Annotated in this window: 24 protein-coding genes and 2 pseudogenes; 19 read left to right on the forward strand and 7 right to left on the reverse strand. The window is 75.8% G+C overall.

The annotated features are described in order from the left end of the window. Positions 1–27: 27 nt before the first annotated feature. Entirely contained in the window at positions 28–1209 is a 1182-nt protein-coding gene (locus BX266_RS03745; RefSeq protein ID WP_099907359.1) for an AI-2E family transporter, read from the reverse strand. Between the two features lie 152 nt (positions 1210–1361). On the opposite strand from BX266_RS03745, the gene ddaH reads away from it, so the two are divergent. The 4 genes and pseudogenes from ddaH to BX266_RS41120 form a co-directional block, all read left to right on the forward strand. Beyond that, complete coding sequence (gene ddaH / locus BX266_RS03750) at positions 1362–2204, forward strand: dimethylargininase (protein ID WP_099897500.1); 843 nt, start codon at positions 1362–1364, stop codon at positions 2202–2204. Positions 2205–2220: 16 nt separating this feature from the next. Continuing rightward, complete coding sequence (locus BX266_RS03755) at positions 2221–3255, forward strand: iron-containing redox enzyme family protein (protein ID WP_099897501.1); 1035 nt, start codon at positions 2221–2223, stop codon at positions 3253–3255. A 3-nt stretch (positions 3256–3258) separates the two neighbouring features. Continuing rightward, complete coding sequence (locus BX266_RS03760; RefSeq protein ID WP_099897502.1) at positions 3259–3750, forward strand: flavin reductase family protein; 492 nt, start codon at positions 3259–3261, stop codon at positions 3748–3750. A 111-nt stretch (positions 3751–3861) separates the two neighbouring features. Then, positions 3862–4035: pseudogene (locus BX266_RS41120) on the forward strand (glutamate-cysteine ligase family protein); the annotation flags it as partial. 129 nt (positions 4036–4164) lie between these two features. Here the strand turns inward: BX266_RS41120 and BX266_RS03770 are convergent. Then, positions 4165–4554 carry a hypothetical protein gene (locus BX266_RS03770; protein WP_143686853.1) on the reverse strand — a complete coding sequence of 130 codons (390 nt, stop codon included), beginning with the start codon at positions 4552–4554 and terminating at the stop codon, positions 4165–4167. 241 nt (positions 4555–4795) lie between these two features. On the opposite strand from BX266_RS03770, the gene BX266_RS03775 reads away from it, so the two are divergent. From BX266_RS03775 to BX266_RS03795, 5 genes are all read left to right on the forward strand, one after another. Further along, positions 4796–5422 carry a HemK2/MTQ2 family protein methyltransferase gene (locus BX266_RS03775; protein ID WP_310794767.1) on the forward strand — a complete coding sequence of 209 codons (627 nt, stop codon included), beginning with the start codon at positions 4796–4798 and terminating at the stop codon, positions 5420–5422. Then, on the forward strand, positions 5409–5696 hold the full coding sequence (locus tag BX266_RS03780; RefSeq protein ID WP_099897505.1) for a CDGSH iron-sulfur domain-containing protein: 288 nt from the start codon (positions 5409–5411) through the stop codon (positions 5694–5696). Before BX266_RS03775 ends, BX266_RS03780 begins: the two co-directional genes overlap by 14 nt. A gap of 12 nt (positions 5697–5708) precedes the next feature. After that, positions 5709–5951 (forward strand): DUF6213 family protein, encoded by a 243-nt coding sequence (locus BX266_RS03785; RefSeq protein ID WP_143686854.1) that lies wholly within the window; start codon positions 5709–5711, stop codon positions 5949–5951. Between the two features lie 169 nt (positions 5952–6120). Beyond that, on the forward strand, positions 6121–6840 hold the full coding sequence (locus BX266_RS03790; protein ID WP_099897507.1) for a GNAT family N-acetyltransferase: 720 nt from the start codon (positions 6121–6123) through the stop codon (positions 6838–6840). Between the two features lie 121 nt (positions 6841–6961). Further along, entirely contained in the window at positions 6962–7432 is a 471-nt protein-coding gene (locus BX266_RS03795) for a hemerythrin domain-containing protein (protein ID WP_099897508.1), read from the forward strand. A gap of 7 nt (positions 7433–7439) precedes the next feature. On the opposite strand, the gene BX266_RS03800 is transcribed toward BX266_RS03795, so the two are convergent. Beyond that, positions 7440–10253: a SpoIIE family protein phosphatase gene (locus tag BX266_RS03800; RefSeq protein WP_099897509.1), complete on the reverse strand. Its 2814-nt coding sequence runs from the start codon at positions 10251–10253 to the stop codon at positions 7440–7442. Positions 10254–10419: 166 nt separating this feature from the next. Between BX266_RS03800 and BX266_RS03805 the strand changes: the two genes are divergently transcribed. Further along, the gene (locus BX266_RS03805) at positions 10420–10968 is read left to right on the forward strand and encodes a type 1 glutamine amidotransferase domain-containing protein (protein WP_310794832.1); all 549 of its coding nucleotides are present in this window, start codon (positions 10420–10422) and stop codon (positions 10966–10968) included. Positions 10969–11019: 51 nt separating this feature from the next. Here the strand turns inward: BX266_RS03805 and BX266_RS03810 are convergent, their stop codons facing one another. After that, positions 11020–11256, reverse strand: coding sequence for a DUF6296 family protein (locus BX266_RS03810; RefSeq protein ID WP_099897511.1), 237 nt, complete (start codon positions 11254–11256; stop codon positions 11020–11022). A 553-nt stretch (positions 11257–11809) separates the two neighbouring features. On the opposite strand from BX266_RS03810, the gene BX266_RS03815 reads away from it, so the two are divergent. Further along, entirely contained in the window at positions 11810–13570 is a 1761-nt protein-coding gene (locus tag BX266_RS03815; RefSeq protein WP_099897512.1) for a glycoside hydrolase family 15 protein, read from the forward strand. Positions 13571–13625: 55 nt separating this feature from the next. On the opposite strand, the gene BX266_RS03820 is transcribed toward BX266_RS03815, so the two are convergent. Continuing rightward, the gene (locus tag BX266_RS03820; protein ID WP_099897513.1) at positions 13626–14372 is read right to left on the reverse strand and encodes a phosphotransferase family protein; all 747 of its coding nucleotides are present in this window, start codon (positions 14370–14372) and stop codon (positions 13626–13628) included. A gap of 137 nt (positions 14373–14509) precedes the next feature. Between BX266_RS03820 and BX266_RS03825 the strand changes: the two genes are divergently transcribed. The 6 genes and pseudogenes from BX266_RS03825 (at position 14510) to BX266_RS03850 (ending at position 19056) form a co-directional block, all read left to right on the forward strand. Next, positions 14510–14941: a GntR family transcriptional regulator gene (locus BX266_RS03825; RefSeq protein WP_099897514.1), complete on the forward strand. Its 432-nt coding sequence runs from the start codon at positions 14510–14512 to the stop codon at positions 14939–14941. Beyond that, positions 14938–15894 (forward strand): ABC transporter ATP-binding protein, encoded by a 957-nt coding sequence (locus tag BX266_RS03830; RefSeq protein ID WP_099897515.1) that lies wholly within the window; start codon positions 14938–14940, stop codon positions 15892–15894. The genes BX266_RS03825 and BX266_RS03830 overlap by 4 nt, the downstream gene beginning before the upstream one ends. Then, positions 15891–16925, forward strand: coding sequence for a hypothetical protein (locus BX266_RS03835; RefSeq protein ID WP_099897516.1), 1035 nt, complete (start codon positions 15891–15893; stop codon positions 16923–16925). The genes BX266_RS03830 and BX266_RS03835 overlap by 4 nt, the downstream gene beginning before the upstream one ends. An 83-nt stretch (positions 16926–17008) precedes the next feature. Next, on the forward strand, positions 17009–17677 hold the full coding sequence (locus BX266_RS03840) for a helix-turn-helix domain-containing protein (protein ID WP_099897517.1): 669 nt from the start codon (positions 17009–17011) through the stop codon (positions 17675–17677). 2 nt (positions 17678–17679) lie between these two features. Continuing rightward, positions 17680–18426, forward strand: a complete 747-nt coding sequence (locus BX266_RS03845; protein WP_099897518.1) for an SRPBCC domain-containing protein — start codon at positions 17680–17682, stop codon at positions 18424–18426. 56 nt (positions 18427–18482) lie between these two features. Then, positions 18483–19056: pseudogene (locus BX266_RS03850) on the forward strand (dihydrofolate reductase family protein). 88 nt (positions 19057–19144) lie between these two features. Here BX266_RS03850 and BX266_RS03855 read toward each other — a convergent pair. Together BX266_RS03855 and BX266_RS03860 are read right to left on the reverse strand one after the other, a co-directional pair. Then, a complete protein-coding gene (locus BX266_RS03855) occupies positions 19145–20638 on the reverse strand; it encodes a SulP family inorganic anion transporter (protein WP_099897519.1) in 1494 nt (497 codons plus the stop codon). Positions 20639–20917: 279 nt separating this feature from the next. Continuing rightward, positions 20918–21262: a hypothetical protein gene (locus BX266_RS03860; protein WP_099897520.1), complete on the reverse strand. Its 345-nt coding sequence runs from the start codon at positions 21260–21262 to the stop codon at positions 20918–20920. Between the two features lie 377 nt (positions 21263–21639). Here BX266_RS03860 and BX266_RS03865 point away from each other — a divergent pair, with 377 nt between their 5' ends. Continuing rightward, positions 21640–23079, forward strand: a complete 1440-nt coding sequence (locus tag BX266_RS03865) for an FAD-dependent monooxygenase (RefSeq protein WP_099897521.1) — start codon at positions 21640–21642, stop codon at positions 23077–23079. A gap of 145 nt (positions 23080–23224) precedes the next feature. Continuing rightward, positions 23225–25480, forward strand: coding sequence for an MFS transporter (locus BX266_RS40750; protein ID WP_099897522.1), 2256 nt, complete (start codon positions 23225–23227; stop codon positions 25478–25480). Positions 25481–25486 lie beyond the last annotated feature (6 nt).

Here is a 25486-nt window from a genome sequence, read left to right on the forward strand (position 1 = left end):
GTCCCGCCCCGAACGCCTGCCGGACCGTCAGTTCCGTCGTCGTGGCGGCCCGTTGGCGCCGGGGGGCCGCAGCTCCTGGTGGACCGCCCAGCCGACCGACAGCACGGGCACGGCCACCGCCGCGCCGACCACTCCCCCGAGGGTGGCGCCGACCGCCACGGCGAGTGCCACGGCGACGGGGTGCAGCCGGACGGCCCAGCTCATCACCAGCGGGTGCAGGACGTGTCCCTCCAACTGGCCGATCACCACGATCAGGGCGAGCACCAGCAGCGCCGTCACCGGCCCGCGGGTGGCGAGGGCGACCAGCGAGGCCACCGCCAGGGCGATCGGCGAGCCGACCAGCGGGACGAGCGCGGCCAGGAACTCCAGCCCGGCGAGCGGGACGGCCAGTGGCACGCCGAGGACGGCCAGCACCACCCCGACCAGCACCGCGTTGGTGCCGGCCACCAGGAACAGGCCGCGGGTGTACCCGGCGAAGGTCCGCCACGCCGCGTGGCCGGCCCGCCGCCAGGTCGGCGCGGAACGGGCCGGAAGCAGCGCGGTCGCCCACCCCCACATCCGGTCCCCGGAGTGGGTGAAGAAGACCGCGCAGAACACGGCCAGCGCCGCCCCGGCCACCACTTCGACCAGCCAGCCCGCGCCGGTGACGGCGGTCGACAGGACCGCCCGCCGGTGGGTACTGAGCAGGTCCCCGAGCCGGTGCCGGAGGTCGGTCAGGGTGCCGGCCCTGGCGTGCACCGGCGGCCCTTCCAGCCAGTGCTCCAGGCGGTCGGCGCCGTCGCGCACCTGCCCGCCGAGCTGCCCGGCCTGCGCCCGCACCACCATCGCCACCAGCAGTCCGAGCCCGGCCAGCAGCGCCAGCGACCCGAGCACGGTGAGCAGGACGGACACGCTGCGCGGAAGGCGACGGGCCAGCAGGTCGACCGGTGGCCGCAGCACCGCGGTGATCACCAGCGCGACGAACACCGCGACCACGGGCAGGATCAACCGGCTCACCACCAGGTAGCCCGCGTAGCCGGCCACCGCCACCGCCAGCACCCGCCAGGCCCGCCCGGCCATCCGCTCCAGCGCTGTTCGCCGTTCCGGCGTCCGGCCGCGCGGCCCGGTCCGGCGGGCGGGCCGGCTGCCGAGCGGTGCGCGCGAGCCCGGCCGGCGGGACGTCACCGGCCGATCGCCGCGCCGGGTCGGGTCCGGGTCGCGTCCAGCCATCGCCATTGCACCTCCGGCCGTCCCGTCTGCCCCGCCCGCGCGCATCTACCCGCCCGGGCGCCGCCCGACCTGCCCGGCGCGCCCGCACCGCACCCCTGGCCGGGCCGGTCCGGCTGCCGTTTCGATCGGCGCTCGGCGGACAGACGCGCCGCATGGATCCGCTCACCGCAACCAGTACGACCGCGCGCCGTCCGGTCCGGCGGCGGCGCTATCTGCTGTGCCCGCCCGAGCACTTCGCGGTGGAGTACGCGATCAACCCGTGGATGGACCCGGCGCGGCCGGTGGACCGGGTGGCGGCGCTGCGGCAGTGGCGGGAGCTCGCGGCGGTGCTGCGGGGCCTCGGGCACCGGGTGGAGCTGCTGGATCCCGAACCGGGGCTGCCCGACATGGTGTTCACCGCCAACGGCGCGACCGTGGTGGCCGGCCGGGTGCTGGTGGCGAACTTCCGGCATCCGCAGCGGGCGGGCGAGTCGGCCGCACACCGCCGCTGGTTCGCGGGCGCCCGGTTCCGGCAGGTCCGGACCGCAGCCGAGGTGAACGAGGGCGAAGGGGATCTGCTGGTGGCCGGCCCACGGATCCTGGCCGCCTCCGGTTTCCGCACCACCCCGGCCGCCCACCGGGAGGCCCAGCGGGTGCTCGGACTGCCGGTGGTGACCCTGCAGTTGACCGATCCGCGGTTCTACCACCTGGACACCGCGCTCGCGGTCCTGGACGAGTCCCGGGTGATGTACTACCCGGACGCGTTCTCCCCGGCGAGCCGCCGACTGCTGCGCCGCCTGTACCCGGACGCGATCCTCGCGGACGCCCGCGACGCCGCCGCGTTCGGCCTGAACGCCGTCAGCGACGGGCGGCACGTGGTGCTCCCCGACGGGGCGCGTGGCCTGGCGCGGCAGCTCCGGGAGGCGGGTTACACCCCGACCCCGGTCGCCCTGCCGGAGCTGCAGAAGGCCGGCGGCGGCCCCAAGTGCTGTGTCCTGGAACTGCGTTCGGCCTGACAAGGTGGTGGACCCGATGCCGACTGCCACGACCCCTGCCCGCGCCGCCCTCGCCGCCCCGCCGCTGCCCGCGGCCCGCGGCCCGCTGTCCGACGGCCTGTTCGCCGCGCTGCGCCGCCCGGCCTCGACCGACCTCGACCGCCCGCTTCCGGGCGGCCGGTCGGTCGGCGACCCCTGGGGCGAGGATCTCCAACTCGCGCTCTACGCCTGCTACGAGCTCCACTACCGGGGCTTCGCCGAGGTGGACGACGACGCCTGGGAGTGGTCCCCCGCGCTGCTCGCCCTGCGGGCCCGGCTGGAGGCGGCGTTCCTGGCCGCGCTGCGCCGGGCGGTCGGCGAACCGCCGCCGCTGGAGCAGCTCCTGGCCGAGCTGCTGGCCGAACCGCCGGACGGCGACGGCCCCTCGCACCACCTGCTGTCGACCGGCACCCGGGAGCAGGCCCGCGAGTACCTGGCGCACCGGTCGCTGTACCACCTGAAGGAGGCCGACCCGCAGATGTGGGCGGTGCCCCGGCTGCCGAACCCGGCCAAGGCCGCGCTGGTCGCCGTCCAGTACGACGAGTACGGCGCCGGGCGCCCCGAGCGGGCGCACGCCGAGCTGTTCGCCGGGATGATGGCAGACTTCGGCCTCGACCCGGCCTACGGCGCGCACCTGGACGCGGTGCCGGCCCCGGCGCTCGCCGTGGTCAACACCATGTCGCTGTTCGGCCTGCACCGGGCCCTGCGGGCCGCGCTGGTCGGGCAGTTCGCGGCCGTCGAGATCACCTCGCCGCCGGGCGCGGCCCGGCTCGCGGCGGCCTTCGAACGGCTCGGCGCGTCCCCGCGCGGGACGCTGTTCTACCGCGAGCACGTACTCGCCGACGCCGTCCACGAACAGCTCGTCCGGCACACCGTGATCCCCCCGCTGCTGGCCGAACCGGGCGCTGCCGAGCGGGACATCGCGTTCGGCGCACTGGCCTACGCGCACACCGAGGACCGGCTCGCCGAGCACCTGCTGACCACCTGGCGGTCCGGCGCCACCTCGCTCCGCACCCCGCTCCCGGAGGAGTGACCGATGAGCTCTGCCGCTGCCTTCCTCGACCTGCTCGACCCGCCCGTGTACGTGGTCACCGCCGAAGCGGGCGACGATCGCGCGGGCTGCCTGGTCGGGTTCGGCTCGCAGTGCTCGATCCGCCCGGAGCGCTTCGCGGTGTGGCTGTCGACCGCGAACCGCACCCATCGGGTGGCGTCGCGGGCGTCCGCCCTGGGCGTCCACCTGTTGCCGCCGGACGACGCGGGGCGGGCGCTGGCCGCCCTGTTCGGCGCCAACACCGGCGACGAGGTCGACAAGTTCGGCCGCGCCGCCTGGCGTGCGGGCCCGGCCGGGGTGCCGGTGCTCGCCGCCGCCGCGGCCTGGTTCGCCGGCCGGATCGTCGGACGGACCGAGGGCGGAGACCACACCGCGTTCCTGCTCGACCCGATCGGCGGCGGGGTCGCCGACCTCGCGCCGCCGTCCACGCTCCGCCTGCGGGACGTGGCCGACCTGGACCCGGGACACCCGGCATGACCCCCGCCCGGCGCACCTGGGCGCCACCGCTGCTGCGCTTCGGCGTCGAGGAGGAGTTCCTGCTGACCGGGCCGCGCAGGCCGGGCTACCGTACCCGCCGCGGCCGCCGTCGTGGCCGACGCCGCCCGGACCCTCGGGCCGCGCGCCCAGCACGAGTTCCTGGCCACCCAGGTCGAAGCGTGCACCCGGCCGGTCACCACCGCCGCCGAACTGCAGGCCGAACTCACCGACTGCCGGGCCGCGTTGCTCGCCGCGACGGCCCGGGCCGGCTGCCGGCTGAACGCCGTCGGCACCGCGGTGGTGCCCAGCCGGCACCCGTTGTCGACGACCTCACCCACCGCACTGCCACCCCCACCACCGCCTGACCTCGGCCCCGCAGCGAAGCGACGGGCGCAGGGCCTCGCGTCGAGCGCGTCAGCACTTCTGCTTCCGCGCCTGCTGGATCAGCGGCTCGGCCTCGTCCAGCGTGAAAGTGACCTGCCAGCTCACGGCCGCCCGGTGCAGGGTGTCGGCGAACTCCTGGTAGCTGTGGTCCTGTTGGGCCGCGTCGGCGGCGCGGTTGGTCGCCGTGTTCAGGTACTCCTCGGCGGTCCGGTAGTAGGGGTCGTTCCGATCCGACGGCCGAGGGCGGGCGAGCTGGTCGGTCAGCTGCTGCAGGGAGGCGCAGGAGGACTTGGCGAACCCGCGCGCCGCCACCGTGGCCTCGGAGGGCGTCGAGCTGCAGGCCGCCAGGGAGAGCGTGGACGCCAACAGCGTTGGCAGGAACAGAGACAGACGAAGTATCAGACGACGTCGACCAGTCATGGGTCGATCCTACTGACCGTGACGGCCCGACCGCCCGGAAACCGGTGTGCCCGCAGCCGCCGCCCGGCCTCACCTCGGCGCCCGCGCACCCCGGCCCGCGACGGTGGAAGCCGGCCATCCGATCACCTGCCGAACCCCGCGAAGCACCCCGACGAGGCACGCAGTGAGGTGTCGGCAGTGAGGTGTCGGCTCCCGCTCCCCGGGCATACGCGGGCCCATGTTGTTGCTGCGACCTCCCGGCGTGTACCCCGCACAGGGGGACACTGCTCTGCTGCTGGACGTGCTCGGCCGCGAACCGGTGCCGCCGGACGCCCGGTGCCTGGACCTCGGGACGGGCTGCGGGGCGCTCGCGCTGGCCGCCGCCCGCCGCGGGTGCCGGGTCACCGCGGTGGACGTCTCCCGGCTTTCGCTGGCCACCGCGTGGCTCAACGCGCGCCTGCACCGCCTCCCGCTGCGCCTGCGGCAGGGCGATCTGACCGGCCCCGTCCCGGCAGGCCGTTTCGACCTGGTGCTCAGCAACCCCCCGTACGTGCCGACCGACCCGGCCGCGGCGCCGCACGGGGGGCTGGCCCGGGCCTGGGACGCCGGGCCGGACGGGCGGCTGCTGCTCGACCGGCTGTGCCGGCAGGTGCCGCCGCTGCTGGCCCCGGGCGGCGTGCTGCTGCTGGTGCAGTCCTCGCTCGCCCGACCCGCCGCGACCGTCCGGCAGTTGCGGGCCGCCGGCCTGCGGGCCGCGGTGGTGGCGCGGCGCCTGCAGGGATTCGGGCCGGTGATGACCGCCCGCGCCCCGTGGTTCGAACGCGCCGGGCTGATCGAACCGGGCGTCCGGACCGAGGACTTGGTGGTGGTGCGCGGTGTCAACGCCTGACCGGCCGCCCACCCGGGTACGCCTGACCGAACGCGGCCCGCTGCTGATCGACGGCCCCGTGGACCTGCTCCTCCCCGACGGGACGGAGCTGCACTGCGACCGCCCGGTGGTGGCGGTCTGCACCTGCCGCCGCAGCCACCGCTACCCGCTGTGCGACACCAGCCACCGCCGCCGCGGCCGGACCCGCGGCCCGGACCCGACCACGGCCGTGGACGCCGGCGCGCCGCCGTTTCCGTCATCCACCCCCGGGCAGACGCCCGGGCGAGCGCAGTAGGAGGTGGACACCGTGGGACGTCTCAATGTTCCGGTGATCTGCGGGCTCTCCGGCGATCTCGCCATTCCCGCCGTCCAGGTGGTCGAGCTGTTGCGTGCCCTGCCCGCCGAGTGGGAGGAGTGGGCCGACCGCGAGGACAACGGCCTCGAGTCGGCGACCGCCTCCTCGCTCGCCGATCTGGTCCGGCAACTCGCCGACCAGATCGACCTCGCGTGCATCTCCATCGTCAGCGAGGACTGCGTTCCGCCGGTGTGAACACGTCGGCGCTGTCCGGCACTTGTCGAGCGGCCGCCGATCCTGACGGACAGTCGGCGACACCCTCCCTCCGGTGTCGGCGGGAGCCGCGCTGCCCGTAGAATCCCGCCTGCACGGAACCCGGCCGACCCGGCCGCACGGTGCTCCAGGGGCGGGGGACGACACGCACATGGTCTGGCCACGACTGCGCCGCAGACGCGCCTCCGCGGGCCTTCCGTCACTCGGCCCGTGCGGGTCCGGACGACACGCGCTGCGCACCGAGCGCCTGCTGCTGTTCACCCCGGAGAACAAGCTCGACCTGGCCGCCGCGCTCGCCGCGGCGTCCGACCCGGTGGCCCAGCACTGGCTGGGCTGGACCGACAACGTGGTGGCCGACGCGCGGGTCCGCGAGGCGATCGTGCACCTGCGGCCCGGCGACCCCGGCTCGCTGCGCTCCGCGCCACTGTTCCAACGGCTGCTGGCCGAGCCGGTCGACCCCGCCGACCTGGGGCCGGAGTGGCTGGTCGCGGTGCGCGCCGACGACGGCCGGTACGCGGGCTGCACGCAGGTCGGCGCGGAGACCGGCGAGGTGGGCGGGTGGCTGGCCCCGCACGCCCGCGGGGAGCGGCTCGGCAGCGAACTGTTCCGGGCCGCGGTCCACTTCGGCCACGCCCACCTGGGCCTGCCCGTGCTGCGCGCCGGTCACGAGGGGCACAACGCCCCGAGCGGGCGCGCCCTGGCCGGAGCGGGCTTCGTCCCGGCGGACGGCCCGCCGCTGCACACGCTGGCGAACGGGCGCGAGACCGAGGCGCGCTGGCTGCGGCACACCGCCTCCGAACCGGCCGCCCGCTGCCCGGGAGCCCCCGTCGCAACCCCGGCCGCCCCCGACGCCGCCCCGTCGCACCGCTGACCGGGCCGCCGCCGGCGAAGGGTGCCGGAAACCGGTTTCCGCACCCCCGTGCCGGGCAGACGCGGCGCGGGGGTCCGAACCGAGGACGAAGACGAGGACCAGGACCCGGAGGCGCGCGATCATGGCGGCCGACCCTGAGCTCGACCTGCTGGAGCAGCTGACGACCGATCACGAGGAGCTGCGGACGCGCTTCGGCGAGCTGGGCGAGTTGCCGCCGGGCGATCCGCGCCGCGAGCGGCTGGTGTTCGTCACCGCGGACACCCTGCTGCGGCACCTGGTCGCGGAGGAGCAGCACCTGTACCCGATCGCCCGGCACGGCCGCCCGCGCGGCGACCAGGTGGTGGACCACGGGCTGCAGTCGCACGCCGCGCTGCGCGGCCTGGTCCGCGAGCTGGGCAGGTCGCCGTCCGGACCGGCCGGGTTCGACCGCCTGGTGGCGCAGTTGATCGAGGTGGCCACCGATCACTTCCACCGCGAGGAGACCGAACTGTTCCCGACCGTCCGCGAGCACTCCGCACCGGTCCGGCTGACCGCCCTGGGCGCCGAGGTCCGGGCCACCGAGCGGGCGGCTTCGGGGCCGCCCACGGGATGACTTCCCGTCAGGACGCCCCGCCCGGCGGTCGGGCGGGCGCGGTGGCGGGGCCGGCCTCCCCGGTGAGGCGGACCGCGAGCAGGCAGGTGTCGTCGAGCTGGTTGGGTGCGTCGAGGCGGCGCAGCAGGTGGTCGAGCAGGCCGTCGAGTCCGGGGGCGCGGTAGTCGGCGCAGGCCCGCAGCAGGCGTTCGACGCCGGAGCCCAGGTCGTGGCCGCGCCGTTCGACCAGGCCGTCGGTGTAGAACAGCAGCCGGTCGCCGGGGGTGAGCCGGTGTTCGGCGGTGGGGTACCGGGCACGCGAGGTGACGCCGAGGATCAGCCCGGCGGGCGGGGTGAGGGTGCGGACGGTGTCGGCGCTCAGCACCACGGGGGGCAGGTGGCCTGCCCTGGCCCAGTCGAGCTGTCCGGTGCGGGGGTCGAGGCGGGCCACCGCGAGGGTGGCGATGTGGTCGGCGCGCTGGTGGCAGAGGATCCGGTTCAGCCGCTCCAGGATCCGCCCGGGCGGCGCCCCGTCGTAGGCGATCCCCCGCAGTGCGTACCGGAGTTGGGACATCGCGGTGGCGGCGGCCAGGCCGTGCCCGGAGACGTCGCCGACGGCGAGCAGCACGGTGCCGTCCGGCAGGTCGAGCAGCTCGTACCAGTCGCCGCCCACCTTGCCGTCGCGTTCCGCGGGAAGGTAACGGTAAGCGCTTTCCAGTCCCTTGACGGGTCGTCCGACGGGCGCGTTCATCAGAGCCTGCTGGAGCGAGCGGACGGCGCGCTGCTCGTCGCCGGTCCGGCGCTGCTGGTCGGCGAGCCGGTCCCGGGTCTCGTTGAGCGCCTGCTCGGCCCGCCGCCACGGGGTGACGTCCTGGACGACGCCGCTGAGCGCCAGCAGCCGGCCGTCCGTGGCGACGGTGGCCTCGCCGAGCGCGCGCAGGCTCCGGTAGCCGTCGGCGGACCGGACCGCGAACTCGGCGGTCACCGGCCCCCGCCCCGCCAGCAGCTCCTCGGCGGCGGCCCGCACGGCGTCCCGGTCGGCCGGGGCGACGGCGGCGAGCGCGGCCCGCGGGTCGAACCGCTCGGCACTGCCGCACCCGCTCCCGCCCCGCGCTCCGTCACCCCGTCCACCATCGGGCCGGCCACCATCAGCCCGCCCTCCCCCACCCTGGCCGCCCTCAGGCCGCCCACCGTCAGGCCGCCCGCTGCCGGCCTGCCCGCTCTCGGCGCGCCCCGCGCCGGTGGTGGCCCCGAACAGGGCCTGGACGTCCGCGGAACAGGTCAGTTCGCGGTCGCCGGGCCGCCACTCCCAGGTGCCGAGCCGGGCCAGCCGGGCGGCCTGCGAGACCTGGCTCAGGCGCCGGTCGCGCTCGTCGTGGGTCCGCCAGGTGAGCAGCAGGCCGTCCTGGAACGGGGTGGCGTGCATGGTCATCGCACTGGCGCGGGCACTGCCGCCGACCGTCTCCACGTGCCGCTGCCCCTCCTCGCCGCGGTACGGGACGGCGTCGGCCGCTGCTGCGCGCAGCCGGTCGAAGGCGCCGGAGGCCACCATGCCGGGGTACAGCTCGGACAGCCGGCGTCCGCGCAGGTCGGGGGCGGCCCGGCCGGCCAGGTCGAGGGTGGCGGCGTTGGCGTGTTCCACCAGCAGGTCGGTCACCGCGCCGGCCGGGTCGCGGACCGAGCGGAGCACCAGTACCGGGTCGAGCAGTCCGTCCAGCACGGCCCGGAACCAGGGCGCGCCCGCCGGGTCGAGCACGTCGGCGGGCGAGGCCGCGGGCAGCCGCAGCAGGGTGTCGGCGGCCAGGTCGGCGAGCGCGGCCAGGTGGTCGTCCACGCCCGGTCCCGGCTGGTAGCGGCGGGCCCAGCCGATCTTCAGCGCGCCCAGCAGGCGCCGTCCGCCGTGCATCGGCAGCGCGCACACGGTGGTGCCCGGCACCAGGTCCTCGCCGCTCAGGTCGGGGTAGCGGGCGGCGAACTCGCGCCGGTCGGCGACCCACACCCGCCGCCCGGTCCTGACCGCCTCGGTCAACGGCACCCTGGTGTGCGGCGGGATCCGCTGCCACTGGCTGCGCTGACTGGCCGTCACCCCGTACGCGCCGGCCAGCCGCAGTGCCCCGTCCGGTTCGCGGACGGCGAGGACCAGCGCCTGCGCGCCCAGCGGGGCGAGTGCGGCCCGGTACAGGCGCTCGGCCAGTTCGTCGGGCCCGGGGGCGGTGGCGAGCGCGGCGGCGGCCAGATGGAAGCGGGTGGCGAGCGCCGCGAGCTCGTCGGCCCCGCGGTCGCGAACGGCCGGGATCTCGCCGCCCGGCCCGCGCGGCTGCTCCGGCGGCTCATGCACCGGAGCGGCCTCGCCGGGCGCGACGTCCGGCGGCCGAACCTCCGTGTGCGGGGCGTCCGGTGGCGGAACCTCCGTCGGCCGGGTGCCCGGCAGCGGAGCGTGAGCCGGCCGGGCGCCCGTCGGCGGGACGGCGGGCGTCCCCCGGGTGACGGGCGTCCCCCGGGTGACGGGCGTCTCCAGGGTGACGGGCGTCTCCAGGGTGGCAGGCGCCTCCCGGCCGGCGGGCGTCACCCGGGCGGCAGGGGTCGGGGCAGCCTCGGCCACCAGGTCGGCGGCGATCTGCGCCAGCTTGCGGTTCTCCTGCTGGGAGCGGCGCACCAGTTCCTGGAACGCCTGGTCGGGCGCGCAGCCCAGCCGTCCGACCAGCAGCCCCTTGGCCTGTTCGATCACGGCGCGGGTGCGCATCGCGGTGCGCAGCCCCTCCAGTTCGGTCCGCAGCCGATCGACCGCGGCTTCGAGTCCGGGCTGTTCTCCGCCGTCCACCACCGCGTGCCCGCCTCCCACTGCCCTCGACCTTCGCCCGACTACGACCTGTTCCTACCCATTTTCCCTCTCTGCCCCTTTGTAGGGGTTTGCCGTCGCCGTTCGTGGTCAGACGCGCCCGGTGGGTACCAACCGTCTCCGGGGAGCAGAAATGAGCGAGTCGCACGGCACCAATGAGCTGACCGGCCTGACCGTGGCCTTCCTGGCCGCCACCGAGGGCACCGAACAGGTCGAACTGACCTCGCCGTGGCAGACCGTGGTCGACCACGGCGGCACGCCGCGCCTGGTGTCCACCGAGCCCGGGGAGATCCGGGCGTTCCACCACCTCGACCGGGCCGACCCCTTCATGGTGGACGCGGTCGTCGGGAAGACCTCGGCCGCCGACTTCGACGCGCTGGTGCTGCCGGGCGGCGTCGCCAACCCGGACTTCCTGCGCACCGTCCCGGACGCGGTGGCCTTCGTCGAGGGGTTCTTCACCGCCGGGAAGCCGGTCGCGGTGATCTGCCACGGCCCGTGGACGCTGATCGAGGCCGACGTGGTCCGCGGCCGCAGCATCACCTCGTGGCCGAGCCTGCGCACCGACCTGGTGAACGCGGGGGCGCGCTGGGTCGACCGCGAGGTGGTGGTCTGCGCGGACGGCCCGAACATCCTGGTCTCCAGCCGCAAGCCCGCCGACCTCCCGGCCTTCGACCGCGCCTTGGTGCACGCCTTCGCCGGGCGCCGCGCCGCCGTCTGACCCTCGCCGGACGCGCCGCACCCACCCGTCCGTGCGGGTGGGCGCGGCGCGTCAGGCCGCCGCGATCGGATAGGCGAAACCGAACGGATGGCACACGCCCGGTGGGTACGGTTCCAGGAAGCACGCGACCGAGCCGTGGACGGTGACCCGCAGGCCGCCCGCGCCGCGGTAGACGGTGCGACCGTCCGGGGTGGTCTCGTCCGACCGGTACACCACCGCCATCGTCTGCGGGGCGTGCGCCCCGGGCCGTCCGGGAACGGCGATCCGGTAACCGTGCGGACTCTCCATTGCTCCACCTCGGCACTGCTCGTCCACGGCACTCACACCCCGCCCGACCCGCCACCCGGGCCCGCCGTCCGCGCATACCCCGGGGGCGTTCCCCCAACCGCCCCCGCCACCCCGCCCGCCCGCTCTCCGCGTAGCCGCTCCCCGCCCGCGGTGACTCACTTGCCCGATGCCCACTCGCCCTTCCCCGCCAGCCCGATCCCCACTCGCTGCTTCCCCGCCGCCCCATCCCCACTCGCCCGCCTCCGCGTGGCTGCTCCCCGTCTGCTGTCACTCACTTGCCCGACGACTACCCGCCGTTCCCCGCCTGGCCGTTCCCCGCCGGCCCGACCCGCGCTGCGGCGAGGCCCGGTTCGCGCGCCGCACCGTCGCCAGGTTCGACCCCGCGCTGCTGACCGCACTCGACCGCACTCGACGGTCCCCCACCGCGCTCCCCTTTCGCCGACCCCGCCGTCCGGCCGCCCGGCCGTCCCGGACGTTCGCGACCGGGTTTCGGGTCACCGGCCGGGGGCAGCCGCCGCATCGACAGCGCGCCGCCAGCCGCCCGGAGTCCGCCATGCCCGCACCGCCGCCCTGCACGCCACCCGCCCCGCACGTGCTGCGGGACTACGCGCTGCTCGCGGACGGCCACCGCGGCGCGCTGCTCGGTCCGGACGGCGACCTGGTGTGGATGTGCGCGCCGCGCTGGGACAGCGACGCGGTGCTGGCGGCGCTGATCGGCGGCCCGGGCTGGTACAGCGTCACCCCGACCGTGCCGCACGTGCCGAGCGGCCGGTACGAGGAGGGCGGGCTGATCCGCCGCAGCCGTTGGACCACCCGCCGCGGCGTGGTGGAGTGCCGGGAGGCCCTCGCCCGCCCGGGCCGGCCGGACCGCGCGGTGCTGCTGCGCCGGATCCTCGCGGTGGAGGGGCGGGCCGAACTCGCCGTCTCCGTGCACCTCGCCGGGGGCTTCGGCACGAGCCGCACACCGCCCCCGGTCCGGGACGACGCCGGGCGCTGGTCGCTGCGCACCGGTCCGCTGCACGGCCTGCTGACGGGGTTGCCGGACGCCCGCCCGGGGCCTTGCGGGGGCCTGCACGCGGTGCTCCGGCTGCCCGCCGGCGCCCAGCACGACCTGGTGCTCGACCTCGGCGAGCGGGCGCCTGACGCGCCGTCGGACCCGGACCGGGCCTGGGCCGCCACCGAGGCCGCCTGGGCGGCGGACGTCCCGGGGTCCGCGGCCTTCGCCGGCCTGCCGGGCGGCCGGGACGCCCGGCACGCGCACGCCGTGCTCACCGGCCTGACCGGGCCCGACGGGGGCACCGTCGCCGCGGCCACCACCAGCCTGCCCGAACAGGCCGAGCAGGGCCGCAACTACGACTACCGGTACGTGTGGATCCGCGACCAGGCGTACATCGGGCAGGCGTTCGCCGCGGCCGGCCCGCACCCGGTGCTGGCGGGCTCGGCGCGGTTCGTCGCGGCCCGCCTGCTGGCGGACGGCCCTCGCCTGGCACCGGCGTACACCGTGCGCGGCGAGCCGGTTCCCGACCTGCGCTCCCTCGAACTCCCTGGCTACCCGGGCGGGTTCGACGTGGTGGGCAACCGGGTCCGGCGGCAGTTCCAGCTCGACGTGTTCGGCGAGAGCCTGCTGCTGTTCGCCGCCGCCGCGGAGCACGGCCTGCTGGATGCCGACGGGCGGCGCGCGGCCGGGATCGCCGCCGACGCGATCGCGGCCCGCCACGGCGACCCCGACGCGGGCATCTGGGAGATCCACCCGGACCGGTGGACCCACAGCCGCCTCACCTGCGCGGCCGGACTGCGCGCCGCCGCTGCCGCGCTGCACCGGCCGGACTGGCTGCCCCTCGCGGAGCGCCTGACCGCCCGGGCCCTGGTCGACTCCCGTCACCCGAGCGGGCGTTGGCAGCGCTCGCCGACCGACCCGGCGGTCGACGCGGCCCTGCTGCTGCCGGCGCTGCGCGGCGCCGTCCCGGCGGACGCCCCGCCCAGCCGTGCCACCCTCGCCGCGGTGCTGTCCGACCTGGCCGACGACCATTTCTGCTACCGCTTCCGCCACCGGCCGGGTCCACTCGCCGACGCCGAGGGGGCCTTCCTGCTCTGCGGCTTCCTGGTCGCCCTCAGCCTGCACCGGCAGCACCGGCTCCCGGAGGCCTACCGCTGGTTCGAGCGCAACCGGGCCGCCTGCGGCCCGGCCGGGCTCTACGCCGAGGAGTACGACGTGGCCCTCCGCCAGCTCCGCGGCAACCTCCCGCAGGCCTTCGTCCACGCCGTGCTGCTCGAAACGGCCACCCGCCTCGCCGAGCCTCCCGACCGGTCCTGACGGCCCGTCAGTTGCACCTGCGCCCGGCCGAATCGGTTCCGTACGTCGCGCGGCCTCACATCCGGGATCTCAGCACGTCGACCTCGCAGCCCGGTGCGAAGGGGTCGAAGCCGTGCCCGGCCAACCAGCGGACCACCAGCAGGCTGCGCAGCGACCACCACGCCCGGATCACGTCGAGGTCGGGCTCGGCGCCGTAGCCGACGAGGAGGTCGGCGAGGCGTTCCTCGTGACCGAGGGTGAAGGTGGCGAGGTCGTACAGCGGGTCCCCGCTGCCCGCCTCGGACCAGTCGATGATGCCGGTGACCTGGTCGCCCTCGACGAAGAGGTGCGCGATCTGCAGGTCGCCGTGCGTGAACGCCGGTGTCCACGGGCGGAGGGCGGCCTCGGCGACCCGGCGGTTGCGGGTGACCAGGTCGGCGGGCAGCAGGCCGGTCGTCACGAGCAGTTCGCACTCCTCGTCGAGCTCCGCCGTGAGCGCGGCGATGCTGCGGCCGGCCGCACCGGGGCGGGGCGGCAGCGGTGCGTCGTGGAGCTTCCGGATGGCGGCGCCGGCCGCGGCCCACGCCGCCGGTGAGCCGGTCGCCGGCCCGCCGAGGCGTCCGAGCGTCGTCCCCGGAACGGCGGCGATCGCGAGCACCGGCGGCTTGCGCCAGAGGACCGCCGGGGTGGGGACGGGCACCAGGGCCATCGCCTCGACCTCGGCGTCGATGCGCGCCTGGTCGGCGTCCACCTTCAGGAACACGTCGCCGACGCGCAGCGTCGCTCGCTCGGCGTGGGCGACGACGACCTCGACCTCATCCATGGGCGAGCACCTTACCGGCCTCCGGCCTGCCAGGGGCTCCTGAGCGCCAACAGCGGTTCCGATCAGCGTACTTGACCATCCATCAGGCTCTCCTGCACCATTCCACTAATCAAGTAGTGAAAGGGGGCGGGGATGGCGTGATCGAGTACCGGCTGGACCGGCGCGGCGGCGTGCCGACCTACCAGCAGATCGTCCAGCAGACCAGACAGGCGCTGCGGCTGGGCGCGTTGCAGCCGGGAGACCGGCTACCGACGGCGCGCGAGGTGGTGGAGCGGACGGCCGTCAATCCCAACACCGTGCTGAAGGCGTACCGGGAACTGGAGCGCGAGGGGCTGGTGGAGCCCCGACCGGGGCTGGGGACGTTCGTGCTCCGCTCGCTCGCCCGACCCGAGACCGCCGAAGACGGGCCGCTGCGCGCCGAGTTGACGGCCTGGGTGGACCGGGCCCGGGCGGCGGGGCTGGACCGCGAGGACATCGCCGCCCTGGTGGCGGCCGTCACCGACCAGCGCTTCGGAACCGGGCCGGGCCCGGCGGAGCGGAACGCAGGACAGAGCGAGGGGGAACGGTGAAAGCCAGCACGGACGGCCGGTTCGCGATCGAGGCGACGGCACTGGGCAAGCACTTCCGGCGCGACCGATGGGCGCTGCGCGACTGCGGGTTCGCGGTTCCGACCGGCCGCGTCTGCGGCATCGTCGGGCCGAACGGGGCGGGCAAGAGCACGCTGCTGGCCCTGGCGGCCGGCCTCCTGACCCCCTCCGAGGGCGAACTGCGGGTCCTCGGCACGCCGATGTCGGACCGGACATCCCGGGCGGCGTCGGCCGAACTGCGCGGACGGGTCGCCTTCGTCGGCCAGGACCGCCCGCTGTACCGGTCGTTCACGGTGGCCGACACCCTTCGGCTGGGTCGCGAACTGAACCCGCGCTGGGACCAGGCCGCCGCCGAACAGGTGATCGCCCTGGGCGAGTTGCGGCTCGACGCGAAGGTCGGCTCGCTCTCCGGCGGCCAGCGCAGCCGGGTCGCGCTCGCCCTGGCGCTCGGCAAGCGTGCCGAACTGGTGCTGCTGGACGAGCCGTTGGCGGACGTCGACCCGCTGGGACGGCACGACCTGATGGGTGTCCTGCTGGCCGACGTCGCCGAGCGCGGCACCACCGCGCTGATCTCCTCGCACCTGGTCTCCGAACTGGAGGACGTCATCGACCACGTCCTGCTGGTCCACTCCGGCCGGATCCGGCTGGCCGGCGGCCTCGACGAGCTCCTCGACGGTCACCGCCTGGTGAGCGGGCTGGCCGACGCGGCCCGGCCGCCCGGCGAGGCCGTCGAGTGGCGGGTGACGGGCCGTCAGGCCACTGGCCTGCTGCGCACCGGCGCGCCGCTCCCCGCGCCCTGGGAGAGCGCCCGCCCGCGCCTGGACGAGCTCCTGCTCGCCTACCTGCGCAACCCGGCCGACGGCCCGGCCGCCCCGCCCGGAACCCGACCGCTCGCCGCCGCGGGTTCCTCGACCACCCAGGAGGTCTCCGCATGAGCACCGCGCAGCTGACCCGGGCCGACGACCGGCCCTCCGACGACCCGGCCCGCACCGCGGCCCGCAGCTCGTGGTTCCGGCCGCGCGGCCTGGGCTGGCTGGCGTGGCGGCAGAGCCGCCTCGCGGTGTGGACCTTCGGCGGGGTGCTGCTGCTCGCCACCCTCGCCCTGCTGGTGGTGCGCTGGCGGCTGGACGCGATGAACCACCGCCTGCACGGTGTCTGCTCCCAGCAGGGGAGTTACTTCATCAAGGGCTGCCCGAACCTGTTCTTCGACGCCTCCGACCTGCTGTCCTGGTTCACCGATGTGGTGGAGCCGCTGGTGTTCGGCCTGCCGGTCGTGGTGGGCATGTTCCTCGGCGCCCCGCTGCTCTCCCAGGAGTACGAGCGCGGGACGGTGCGGCTGACCAGGGTCCAGTCGGTGTCGCCGGGCCGCTGGCTGGCCGCCCGCCTGGGCGTGCCCGCGGTCCTGGTTGTGCTGGCGGTCGGCGCGCTGTCCGCGGTGACCAGCTGGATCTGGTACGCCGACAGCCACCGGGCCGGCATCGTCTCCGACCCGCCGTTCCAGGGCCTCACCTACCCGGCCATCGGGGTGGCGCCGCTCGCCTGGTCGCTGTACGCGCTCGCGCTGGGCGTGCTGATCGGTCAGCTGCTGCGCCGCACCGTGGCCGCCGTCCTGGTGACCGGTCTCGCGGTCGGCGCCAGCCAGCTGCTGTTCCGCGCGGTGCGGGTGCACTTCGTCCCGCTCACCGACGTGACCGTGCGCAACGCGCCGCCCGGGGCCCCGTTCGTCGGGCCGCGGGACTCCTGGCTGGTGCACCACGGCGCGGTGCTCGCGGACGGTACCCGCTACACCAGCACCGAGTGCTGGCCGCACTACGACGCCTGCGCCCACGCCACCTCCGCGTGGGGCAGCTACCACCCGCTGTCCCAGCTGCTCCCGATGCAGCTGATCGAGGCCGCCCTGCTCGCCGTGGTCGCCGCCGGCGCGCTCTGGCTCGCCTTCCGCCGGGTCCGCCGCTCCGCGTTCTGACCCTCCCCCGCCGCGGGCGCACCCGACCCTCCGACAGCAAATCCCTCCTTGACAAAAAAATTTGTCGGTGTGACGCTGGAGGCATGCTGGACGTCGCAGTGATCGAAGAGCCCGCGGCGGCCGAGGCCTCGTTGGACCCGATGCGGGCCCGGCTCCTCGCCGCCCTGGCCGAGCCGGGCTCGGCCGCCATGCTGGCCTCCCGCCTGGGGCTCCCCCGGCAGAAGGTCAACTACCACGTGAAGGAGCTGGAGCGGCACGGCCTGGTGGAACTGGTCGAGGAGCGCCGCAAGGGCAACGTGACCGAGCGGGTCTACCGGGCCACCGCGCAGTCGTACGTGATCTCCCCGGCGGCCCTCGCGGCGGTCAGCCCCGATCCGGCCCGCTCCCCGGACCAGCTCTCGGCGCGCTGGCTGCTCGCGCTCGGCGCCCGCCTGGTCCAGGAGGTCGGCACGCTGCTGACGGGCGCGGCGCGGGCCCGGCAGCGGGTGGCCTCCTTCGGCATCGACGCCCAGGTGCGGTTCGCCTCGGCTGCCGACCGGGCAGCGTTCGTCGAGGAGTTGTCACAGGCGGTGGCCGGCCTGGTGGGCCGCTACCACGACGAGTCCGCGCCGCAGGGCCGCACCCACCGGGTGGTGGTCGGCCTGCACCAGATCCCGACCACCCCCGCCGGCACCGACACCGGCACCAGCACCAGCACCAGCACCAGCACCAGCACCGACCCCGCCACCCCGCCGTCCGCACAGGAGATCTGACCATGCCTCACCCGTTCGAGCTGGAATTCGAGTTGGACCTGCCGGCCGACCCGGAGCAGGTGTGGGAGGCCATCGCCACCGGCCCCGGCATCGACTCCTGGTTCATGGGCCGCAACGCGGTGGAGCCGCGGGTCGGCGGCGCGGCCTCGATGGAGGTCGGCGGCCACCTGGAGACCTCCACGGTCACCGCGTACGAGCCGGGCAAGCGCTTCGCCGCCCGCACCGAGCCGGGCCCCGACGGCCGCTTCATGGCCTTCGAGTACCTGATCGAGGGCCGGGACGGCGGCAGCACGGTGCTGCGGGTGGTGCACAGCGGCATGCTCGGCGACGACTGGGAGAACGAGTACGACGCGCTGCGCAGCGGCTGGCCGTTCCACCTGCACACGCTGCGCGAGTACGTGGCGCACTTCGCCGGCCGCTCGGGCGTCCCGGTGTTCGCGGTCCAGCCGGTGACGGACCGGTCCGCCGAGCAGGTCCGGTCAGCGCTGACGGCGGCGCTGGCGCTGCCGGCCGATCCGGCCGCGGGCACCGCGGTGCACGCCGAGCTCGGCGGACTGCCTTCGCTGGACGGCGAGTTGGTGTGGTCCGACGGCGAGCGCCTCGCGGTCCGCACGGCCGAGGGGCTGTTCACCTTCCTGTACCCGGCCGGCATGGTGCTGATGTTCCACCACCTGTTCGGCGACCCGGCCTCGACCTTGGGCGCCGAGGCCGCCTGGCAGCGCTGGCTGACCCGCCTGCTCGCCGCCTGACCCGACCCGACCCGAACCACCGCACCGAACACCGAACACAGAGCGAGGTACCACCGATGCGTACGCTGATCAGCACCGCCTTCGTCTCCCTCGACGGCGTGATGGAGGCGCCCGGCGGGGAGGCGGGCTACCGCAACGCCGGCTGGACGTTCAAGGACATCGAGTTCGTGCCGGACGCCTTCGAGCTGAAGGGCCGGGAGCAGGAGGAGGCCACGGCGATGCTGCTGGGCCGGGTCAGCTACCAGGCGTTCAGCCCGGTGTGGCCGGACATGGCGGACTTCGCCCGCTACAAGGAGCTGCCGAAGTACGTGGTGTCCACCACCCTCGGCGAGGACGACCTGGTGTCCGGCTGGGGCGAGACCACCATCCTGCGGTCGGTGGCGGAGGTCGCCGCGCTGAAGGAGACCGAGGGCGGCCCGATCATCGTGCACGGCAGCGTGGAGCTGAACCACGCGCTGTCCGACGCCGGACTGATCGACCGCTACCACCTGGCTGGTGTTCCCGCTGCTGCTGGGCGCGGGCAAGCGCCTGTTCAGCACCACCGACAAGGACACCCAGCACCTGAAGCTGGTCGAGTTCGCCGCGTACTCCAACGGCATCCAGAAGAACGTCTTCGACGTAGTTCGCTGAGAGCCCGCCGAACGCTCCCGGCAGCGGTGCTTCGCCCGGCCGACCCGTTACCGCAACGGATCGGCCGGGCTCCGTCATTGACCGGCCCTCAGGAGAGCGGCGCCAGCTCGGGTGCGGCGCCGACCGGGGTGACCGTCACCGACAGGCCGCGCCTGCGGTGCTGTTCGGCCCAGGCGGTGAGGGCCTGCCGGCAGGCGGAGTCCAGATGGGTGAGCCCGGAGAGGTCGAGTTCCACCGGGCCGGTCGGCGAGACCTCCTCCAACCGGTCGACCAGGGCGGGGAGTTTGAGGAAGGTCGCGTTGCCGTGCACCCGCACCACGGTGGCGTCGGGGGTCTGCTCGACGTGCAGGCGGATGTGCGTCACGTCCCACGCGGTCTTGGCGAGCGCGGCGACCAGGCCGATCAGCACGCCCTCCAGCAGGTTGGTGACGACGATGCCGACGGTGGTGGCGAGCAGCACCAGGGCCTCGGAGCGGTCGGCGCGCCACAGCCGGAGGCGTTCGCGCGGGGCGACCAGTTTGGCGCCGGCGTGCACCAGCAGTCCGGCGAGGGCGGCCAGCGGGATCAGCTCCAGCAGGCCGGGCAGGGCGAGGGTGAACAGCAGCAGCCACAGGCCGTGCAGGACGCGCGAGGCCTTGGTTCGGGCCCCGGCCTGGACGTTGGCGGCGCTGCGCACGATCACGGCGGTCATCGGGAGCGCGCCGAGGGCCCCGCAGGCGGTGTTGCCGACGCCCTGGGCGATCAGTTCGCGGTTGTAGGAGGTGCGCGGTCCGGCGTGCATGTGGTCGACGGCGGAGGCGCTGAACAGGCTCTCGGCGGAGGCGATCAGCGCGAACGCCAGGACGGTGCCCCAGATCTCGACCCGTCCGAGCAGCCCGAACTGCTCGGCGCCGGGCGGTTGCAGGGCGCCGAGCAGGCCGCCGACGCCGACCGTCGGCACGGGCAGCTGCAGCAGCCGGACGGCGGCCGCGGCGAGCACGACGGCGACCAGCGGGCCGGGCACGACGGCGAGTCGCCGCGGTGCGCGCTTCCACAGCACCAGCACGGCGATCACGCCCGCGCCGATCGCCAGCGACGCGCCGCCGGCCGCGGTGGTGACGGCGCGGGCCGCCGCGGCGGGCAGTCCGGCCAGGTCGGGAAGCGCTTTCCCGTGGGACTTCCGGGCCAGCAGCACGTACGCCTGGGAGGCGATCAGGACGATGCCGATGCCGCCGAGCATCCCCTCCACGACGGCGGAGGAGACGGCGCGGAACCAGCGGCCCAGCCTGAGCAGGCCGAGCAGGATCTGCAGCAGGCCGGCGACCAGCACGATGACGCCGAGTGCGGGCAGTCCGTGGGTGGTGACGGCGGCGTGCACCAGCACGGTCAGGCCGGCGGCGGGCCCGCTGACCTGCAGGCTGCTGCCGGGCAGCGCGCCGGCGACCAGGCCACCGACGATGCCGGTGACCAGACCGAGTTCGGCGGGGGCGCCGGAGGCGACGGAGACGCCGACGCAGAGCGGCACGGCGACCAGGAAGACGGTGATCGAGGCGGGCAGGTCGGTGCGCAGCACGGTGCGCACCCGGGTGGTGTTCCAGGGCATGGCGGTCCTCGGACTCTGTGGTGACGGGGACTTCCGGACGGTTTTCGGGCAGGCGGGGGCCCGGCGCGGCGGCGACGCTGCCGGGCCGCGCAGGCCCGCGCGGGCGCGGCTCGTGACGGGGTGTCACGGCCGGGGTGGGGAGGGGGCGGCCGGTGGCGCCGCTCCGCCGCGCCGGCACCTCGCCGCCGTCTCCGGCGGCGGTGGTGACCGGTCGTCAGCGCCCGGCGGAGGACGCGGCGGTGCCGCGCCGGAGCCGGGGCGGCGTCGGCCGGGTGCGGGTCAGCAGCGGAACACTTGGAGTTCGGCGGGGCCGCGCGGTCCGGCTGCGCCCACGGGGCGGCCGGTGGGGTCGGTCGGGGTGCCGGGGGTGGCGGGTTCGGTCGGGCGGGCGGCCGCCCGGGTGGTCCGGCCGTCGCGTCCGCGGGGTGCGGCGGCCGCGGCGGGGCAGTGCCGGACCCGGACGGCCGCGACCGGCTCCTCCTCGGCGAGGCCGGCGCTCCCGGCGGAGCCCGCTGCGGCGGCGACCCGCGCGGGGGCGCCGGGCGGGCCGGCGAGCTGGCCGGGGGTCGGTCCGGCGAGCAGCAGGGCGAGCAGCAGCCCCAGCAGCAACGCGGCTCGGCGCATCCCCACCCTCCCCCGGGCGCATCGGAACTGACGTACCGTCATCTTATCGGGGGCCTCACGCTGCGTGTGCGCGTCATGCCCGCCCGCGGGCATCTCGGCCAGCTTTTGGCCAGTTCCCGGCCGCGCACGGACCGCGCACGAACCGGTCGGCGGGCTGCTGCGAGGAGGCTCGACCCGGCCTGCTCCCCGGGTGCTCCCGGCGGCGCGCACAGCAATGGCAGGGCGGTCCGGCCGCTCCTGCCACTTCCAAGCTATAGCGCACCGGGGGGCTTGCGGCAAGGCCCGGTCGGTGGCGCAGAATGTCCGGCCGAGGCCGGTGCGGGCGGGAAGTCCGGTATCTGGTGGAACATCATGTTTCGCGGCTTTTCGGAGGATTGATGATCGATGTGGTCGTGGTCGGCGGCGGGCCGACGGGGTTGATGCTGGCGTGCGAGCTGCGGCTGCACGGGGTGGAGGTGGTGGTCCTCGAGCGGCTGGAGGCGCCGACCGGGGAGTCCCGAGGTCAGGGCCTGCACGCGCGCAGCGTGGAGGTGATGGATCAGCGCGGGCTGCTGAAGCGGTTCCGGGCGGTGAGCCGGGAGTTCCGGGCCGGCGGGCTGTTCGCGGGCGTCGCGAAGGAGTGGCCGGAGGGCATGGACACCTCGCATCCGTACGGACTGGCCACGCCGCAGCCGGTGACGGAGGAGTTGCTGTGGGAGCGGGCCGAGGAGTTGGGCGCGCAGCTCCGGCGCGGCCGCGAGGTGGTGGGCCTGGCGCAGGACGAGCAGGGCGTGGACGTCGAGCTGGCCGACGGTTCGCGCCTGCGGGCCCGCTGGCTGGTGGGCTGCGACGGCGGGCGCAGCACGGTGCGCAAGCTCGCGGGCGTGGCGTTCCCGGGCGAGCCGGCGACGGCGGAGACGCTGCTGGGGCAGATGTCGGCAGCGGCGGATCCGGAGCGGATCGCCGAGGTGGTGGCCGAGGTGCGGCGCACCGAGCTGCGGTTCGGGCTGCACCCGGAGGGCGACGGCGGGTACCGGGTGATCGTGCCGGCCGAGGGGGTGTCGGAGGATCGGGCGGCGCCGACGATGGAGGAGTTCCGGGAGCGGCTGCGGGCGGTGGCGGGCACCGATTTCGGCGTGCACTCGCCGCGCTGGCTGTCGCGTTTCGGTGATGCGACGCGGCAGGCGGAGCGCTACCGGGTGGGCCGGGTGCTGCTGGCCGGCGATGCGGCGCACATCCATCCGCCGACGGGCGGCCAGGGTCTCAACCTGGGCGTGCAGGACGCGTTCAACCTGGGCTGGAAGCTGGCGGCGGAGGTGGCCGGCTGGGCCCCGGCCGACCTGCTGGACAGCTACCAGGCGGAGCGGCACCCGGTGGGCGCGGGGGTGCTGGCCAACACCCGGGCGCAGTTCACCCTGCTGGGCACTTCGGCGGGCGCGGTGGCGCTGCGCGAGCTGTTCGCCCGGCTGATGGACTTCCCGGACGTGAACCGCCACATCACCGGCCTGATCACGGCGGTGGACGTCCGCTACGACCTCGGTCCCGGCCCGGAGCTGCTCGGCCGCCGCCTGCGCGACCTGCCGCTGGCGGAGGGCCGGCTGTTCGAGCGGATGCACGCGGGGCGCGGGCTGCTGCTGGACCGCACCGGCAAGCTCTCCGTGGAGGGCTGGGCGGACCGGGTCGACCTGCTGGTGGACGACTGCCCGGAGCTGGACGCCCCGGCGGTGCTGCTGCGCCCGGACGGTCACGTCGGGTGGGTGGCCGGGGACGGTGCGCCGGACGTGGCGTCCGCCCTGGAGCGCTGGTTCGGCGCGCCCCGACCGGCGCCGCGGCGGTGACCGGCCGCTCCGTTCGGCCCGCCCGGCCCTGCGGAGAGGTTTCCCACCGGGGGACCTTTGTTACTTATCGATCATCTCCTGCTGTGCGAGGCTGGCTGGGCGGGGGTGTCCGGACTGTCCGACCAGGAAGATCGAGGGTGCCCCCATGGCCGCGAACCCCACGGCCTGCCCCGTGCCCGTGAGCAGCCCGTCCGCCCTGGGGCGGGTCGGGGTGGGGCGGGCGGCGACGGTGCTGCTGGCGGTGGCCGCGGCGTTCTACGTGGTGTCGCCGGTGCTGCAGGGTGCGGCGCTGCCGGTGGTGCGGGTGACCTTCGGCCTGAGTTCGGACCAGGTGGTCGGGATGAAGGTCGGCGGCGGGGCGCTGATGGTGGTGTCGCTGTTCGCGGCGGGCCGGGCGGGCGACGTGTGGGGGCGGCGCCGGGTGCTGGAGTGGTCGCTCGCGGTGCTGACGGCGGGGCTGCTGGTGCAGACGGCGGCGTTCTCGGACTGGTCGTACCTGCTGGGCCGGGCGCTGGTGACGGCGGGCGCGGCGGCGACCTTCGCGGGCTGTCTGGCGTCGGTGGCGGCGCTGACCGCGCCGGGGCGGATGACGCGGGTGCTGGGCGGCTGGCTGGCGGTGATGTCGGCGGCGTTCTTCGTCGCGGCGAACCTGATTCCGCGCTCCCCTTCGATGCCGGGTCTGCGGACCAGTGCGGGCCTGGGCGCGGTGCTGGCGGTCGGGCTGCTGGTGCTGGCGCGACGGCGGCTGCCGGAGGCGGGGGATCCGCCGGTGCGGATCGACCGGCTGTTCCTGGGTTCGCTGGTGCTGGCGCTGGCCGCGGGGGTGACGGCCCTTCAGGTGGGGCCGGTGTGGGGGTGGGCCAGCCCGGGGACGGTGGCGCTGCTGGCGGTGCTGCCGCTCGCGGCGGCGCTCACCGGCCGGCGGTGGCGGCTGCACCGGTTCACGGTGCCGCCGCGGATCGCGTCGATGGCGCTGGCGACGGGCGTCGCGGTGGGGTTCACGCAACTGGCGCTGCTGCTGGCGCTGCCGGCGCTGACGGCCGCCTCGGGCATCGGGGTCGCGGCGTCGGCGCTGATGGTCTCGGCGTACGGGGCGGGCGGGGTGGCGGGGTGCCTGCTGGTCCGCGACCGGCGGATCGCCCCGGTGACGGGCTGCACGCTGGGCCTGCCGCTGGCGGCGATCGGCCTGGCGCTGTGCCACGTGCTGCCGACGGGCGCCACGACGGGCCTGCTGCTGGGCAGCTTGGCGGCGGCGCTGACGGGTCTGGGCGTGATGATGGCGCAGGTGCCGCAGATGGGGTGGTTCCTGTCGGCGCTGCCGCGCGGGCGGCTCGGCATGGCGGCGGCGTTCCATCCGGTGTCGGTGCTGCTGGGCACGGCCGCGGCGCAGGCGCTGCCGTCGACGTCGGCGGTGAGCCTGGGGGCGGGCACCCGGCAGGCGGAGAACCTGCTGTGGGTGGCGGCCGTGGTGGTGGCGGTGGGGGCGCTGATCGCGGGCCTGCCGGTGGTGGTGTTCGGGGTGGTGGTGGCGGCCGCGGGCGAGTGGCTGCTGGTGCGGGCGCTGGCGGGCGCCGAGTTGGCGCAGCGCCCGTTGGCGCAGGCCGCGGCGTTGACGGTGGGGGTGGTGACGGGGTTGGCGTTGTGGGGGCGGCGGCAGCAGAGCGAGCGGCTGGCGGCGAGCCGGGCCAGTGAGGCGGCGCTGCAGCAGGCGGTGCTGCATCCGATCCCGGAGCGGCTGGGCGGGCTGCGGCTGGCGTCGCACTACCAGCCGGCCACGGCGGGCACCGGGATCGGCGGCGACTTCCTGGAGGCGGTGCAGACCCCGCACGGGACGCGGGTGCTGATCGGGGACGTCCGGGGCAAGGGCCTGCAGGCGGTGCAGACGGTGACGGACCTGCTGGGCTGTTTCCGTTCGCAGGCCCACGAGACGGCGGACCTGGGCGAGCTGGCGGCCCGGCTGGACCGGCACACGGCGCGCAGTGCGGCGGCCCGCGGCGACCAGGAGTTGTTCGCGACGGCGTTCCTGTTGCAGCACCGCCCGGGGGATCCGTTCGTGGAGGTGGTGAACTGCGGGCACCTGGCGCCGCTGTCGCTCGGTCCGGGGGGTGCGCTGGAGGTGCCGGTGCCCGCCCTGCTGCCGCTGGGCTTCGGCGGGCTGGGCGCGGACGTGCCGCGACCGCTGCGGGTGCCGCTGCGCACCGGGGAGTCGCTGCTGCTGTACACGGACGGGCTGACCGAGGCGCGGAACGCCTCGCGGGAGTTCTATCCGGCGGCGGAGCGGCTGACGGCCGCCGGGGCGGGCGGTCCGGCGGCGCTGCTGAGGTTCCTGGAGCGCGACGTCCGGGACTGGAGCCACCACCTGGCGGACGACATCGCGCTGATCGCGCTGACCCTGGCGTGACGGCCC

Origin of the sequence: Streptomyces sp. TLI_171, from assembly GCF_003610255.1 — a bacterium.
Lineage (GTDB): Bacteria > Actinomycetota > Actinomycetes > Streptomycetales > Streptomycetaceae > Kitasatospora.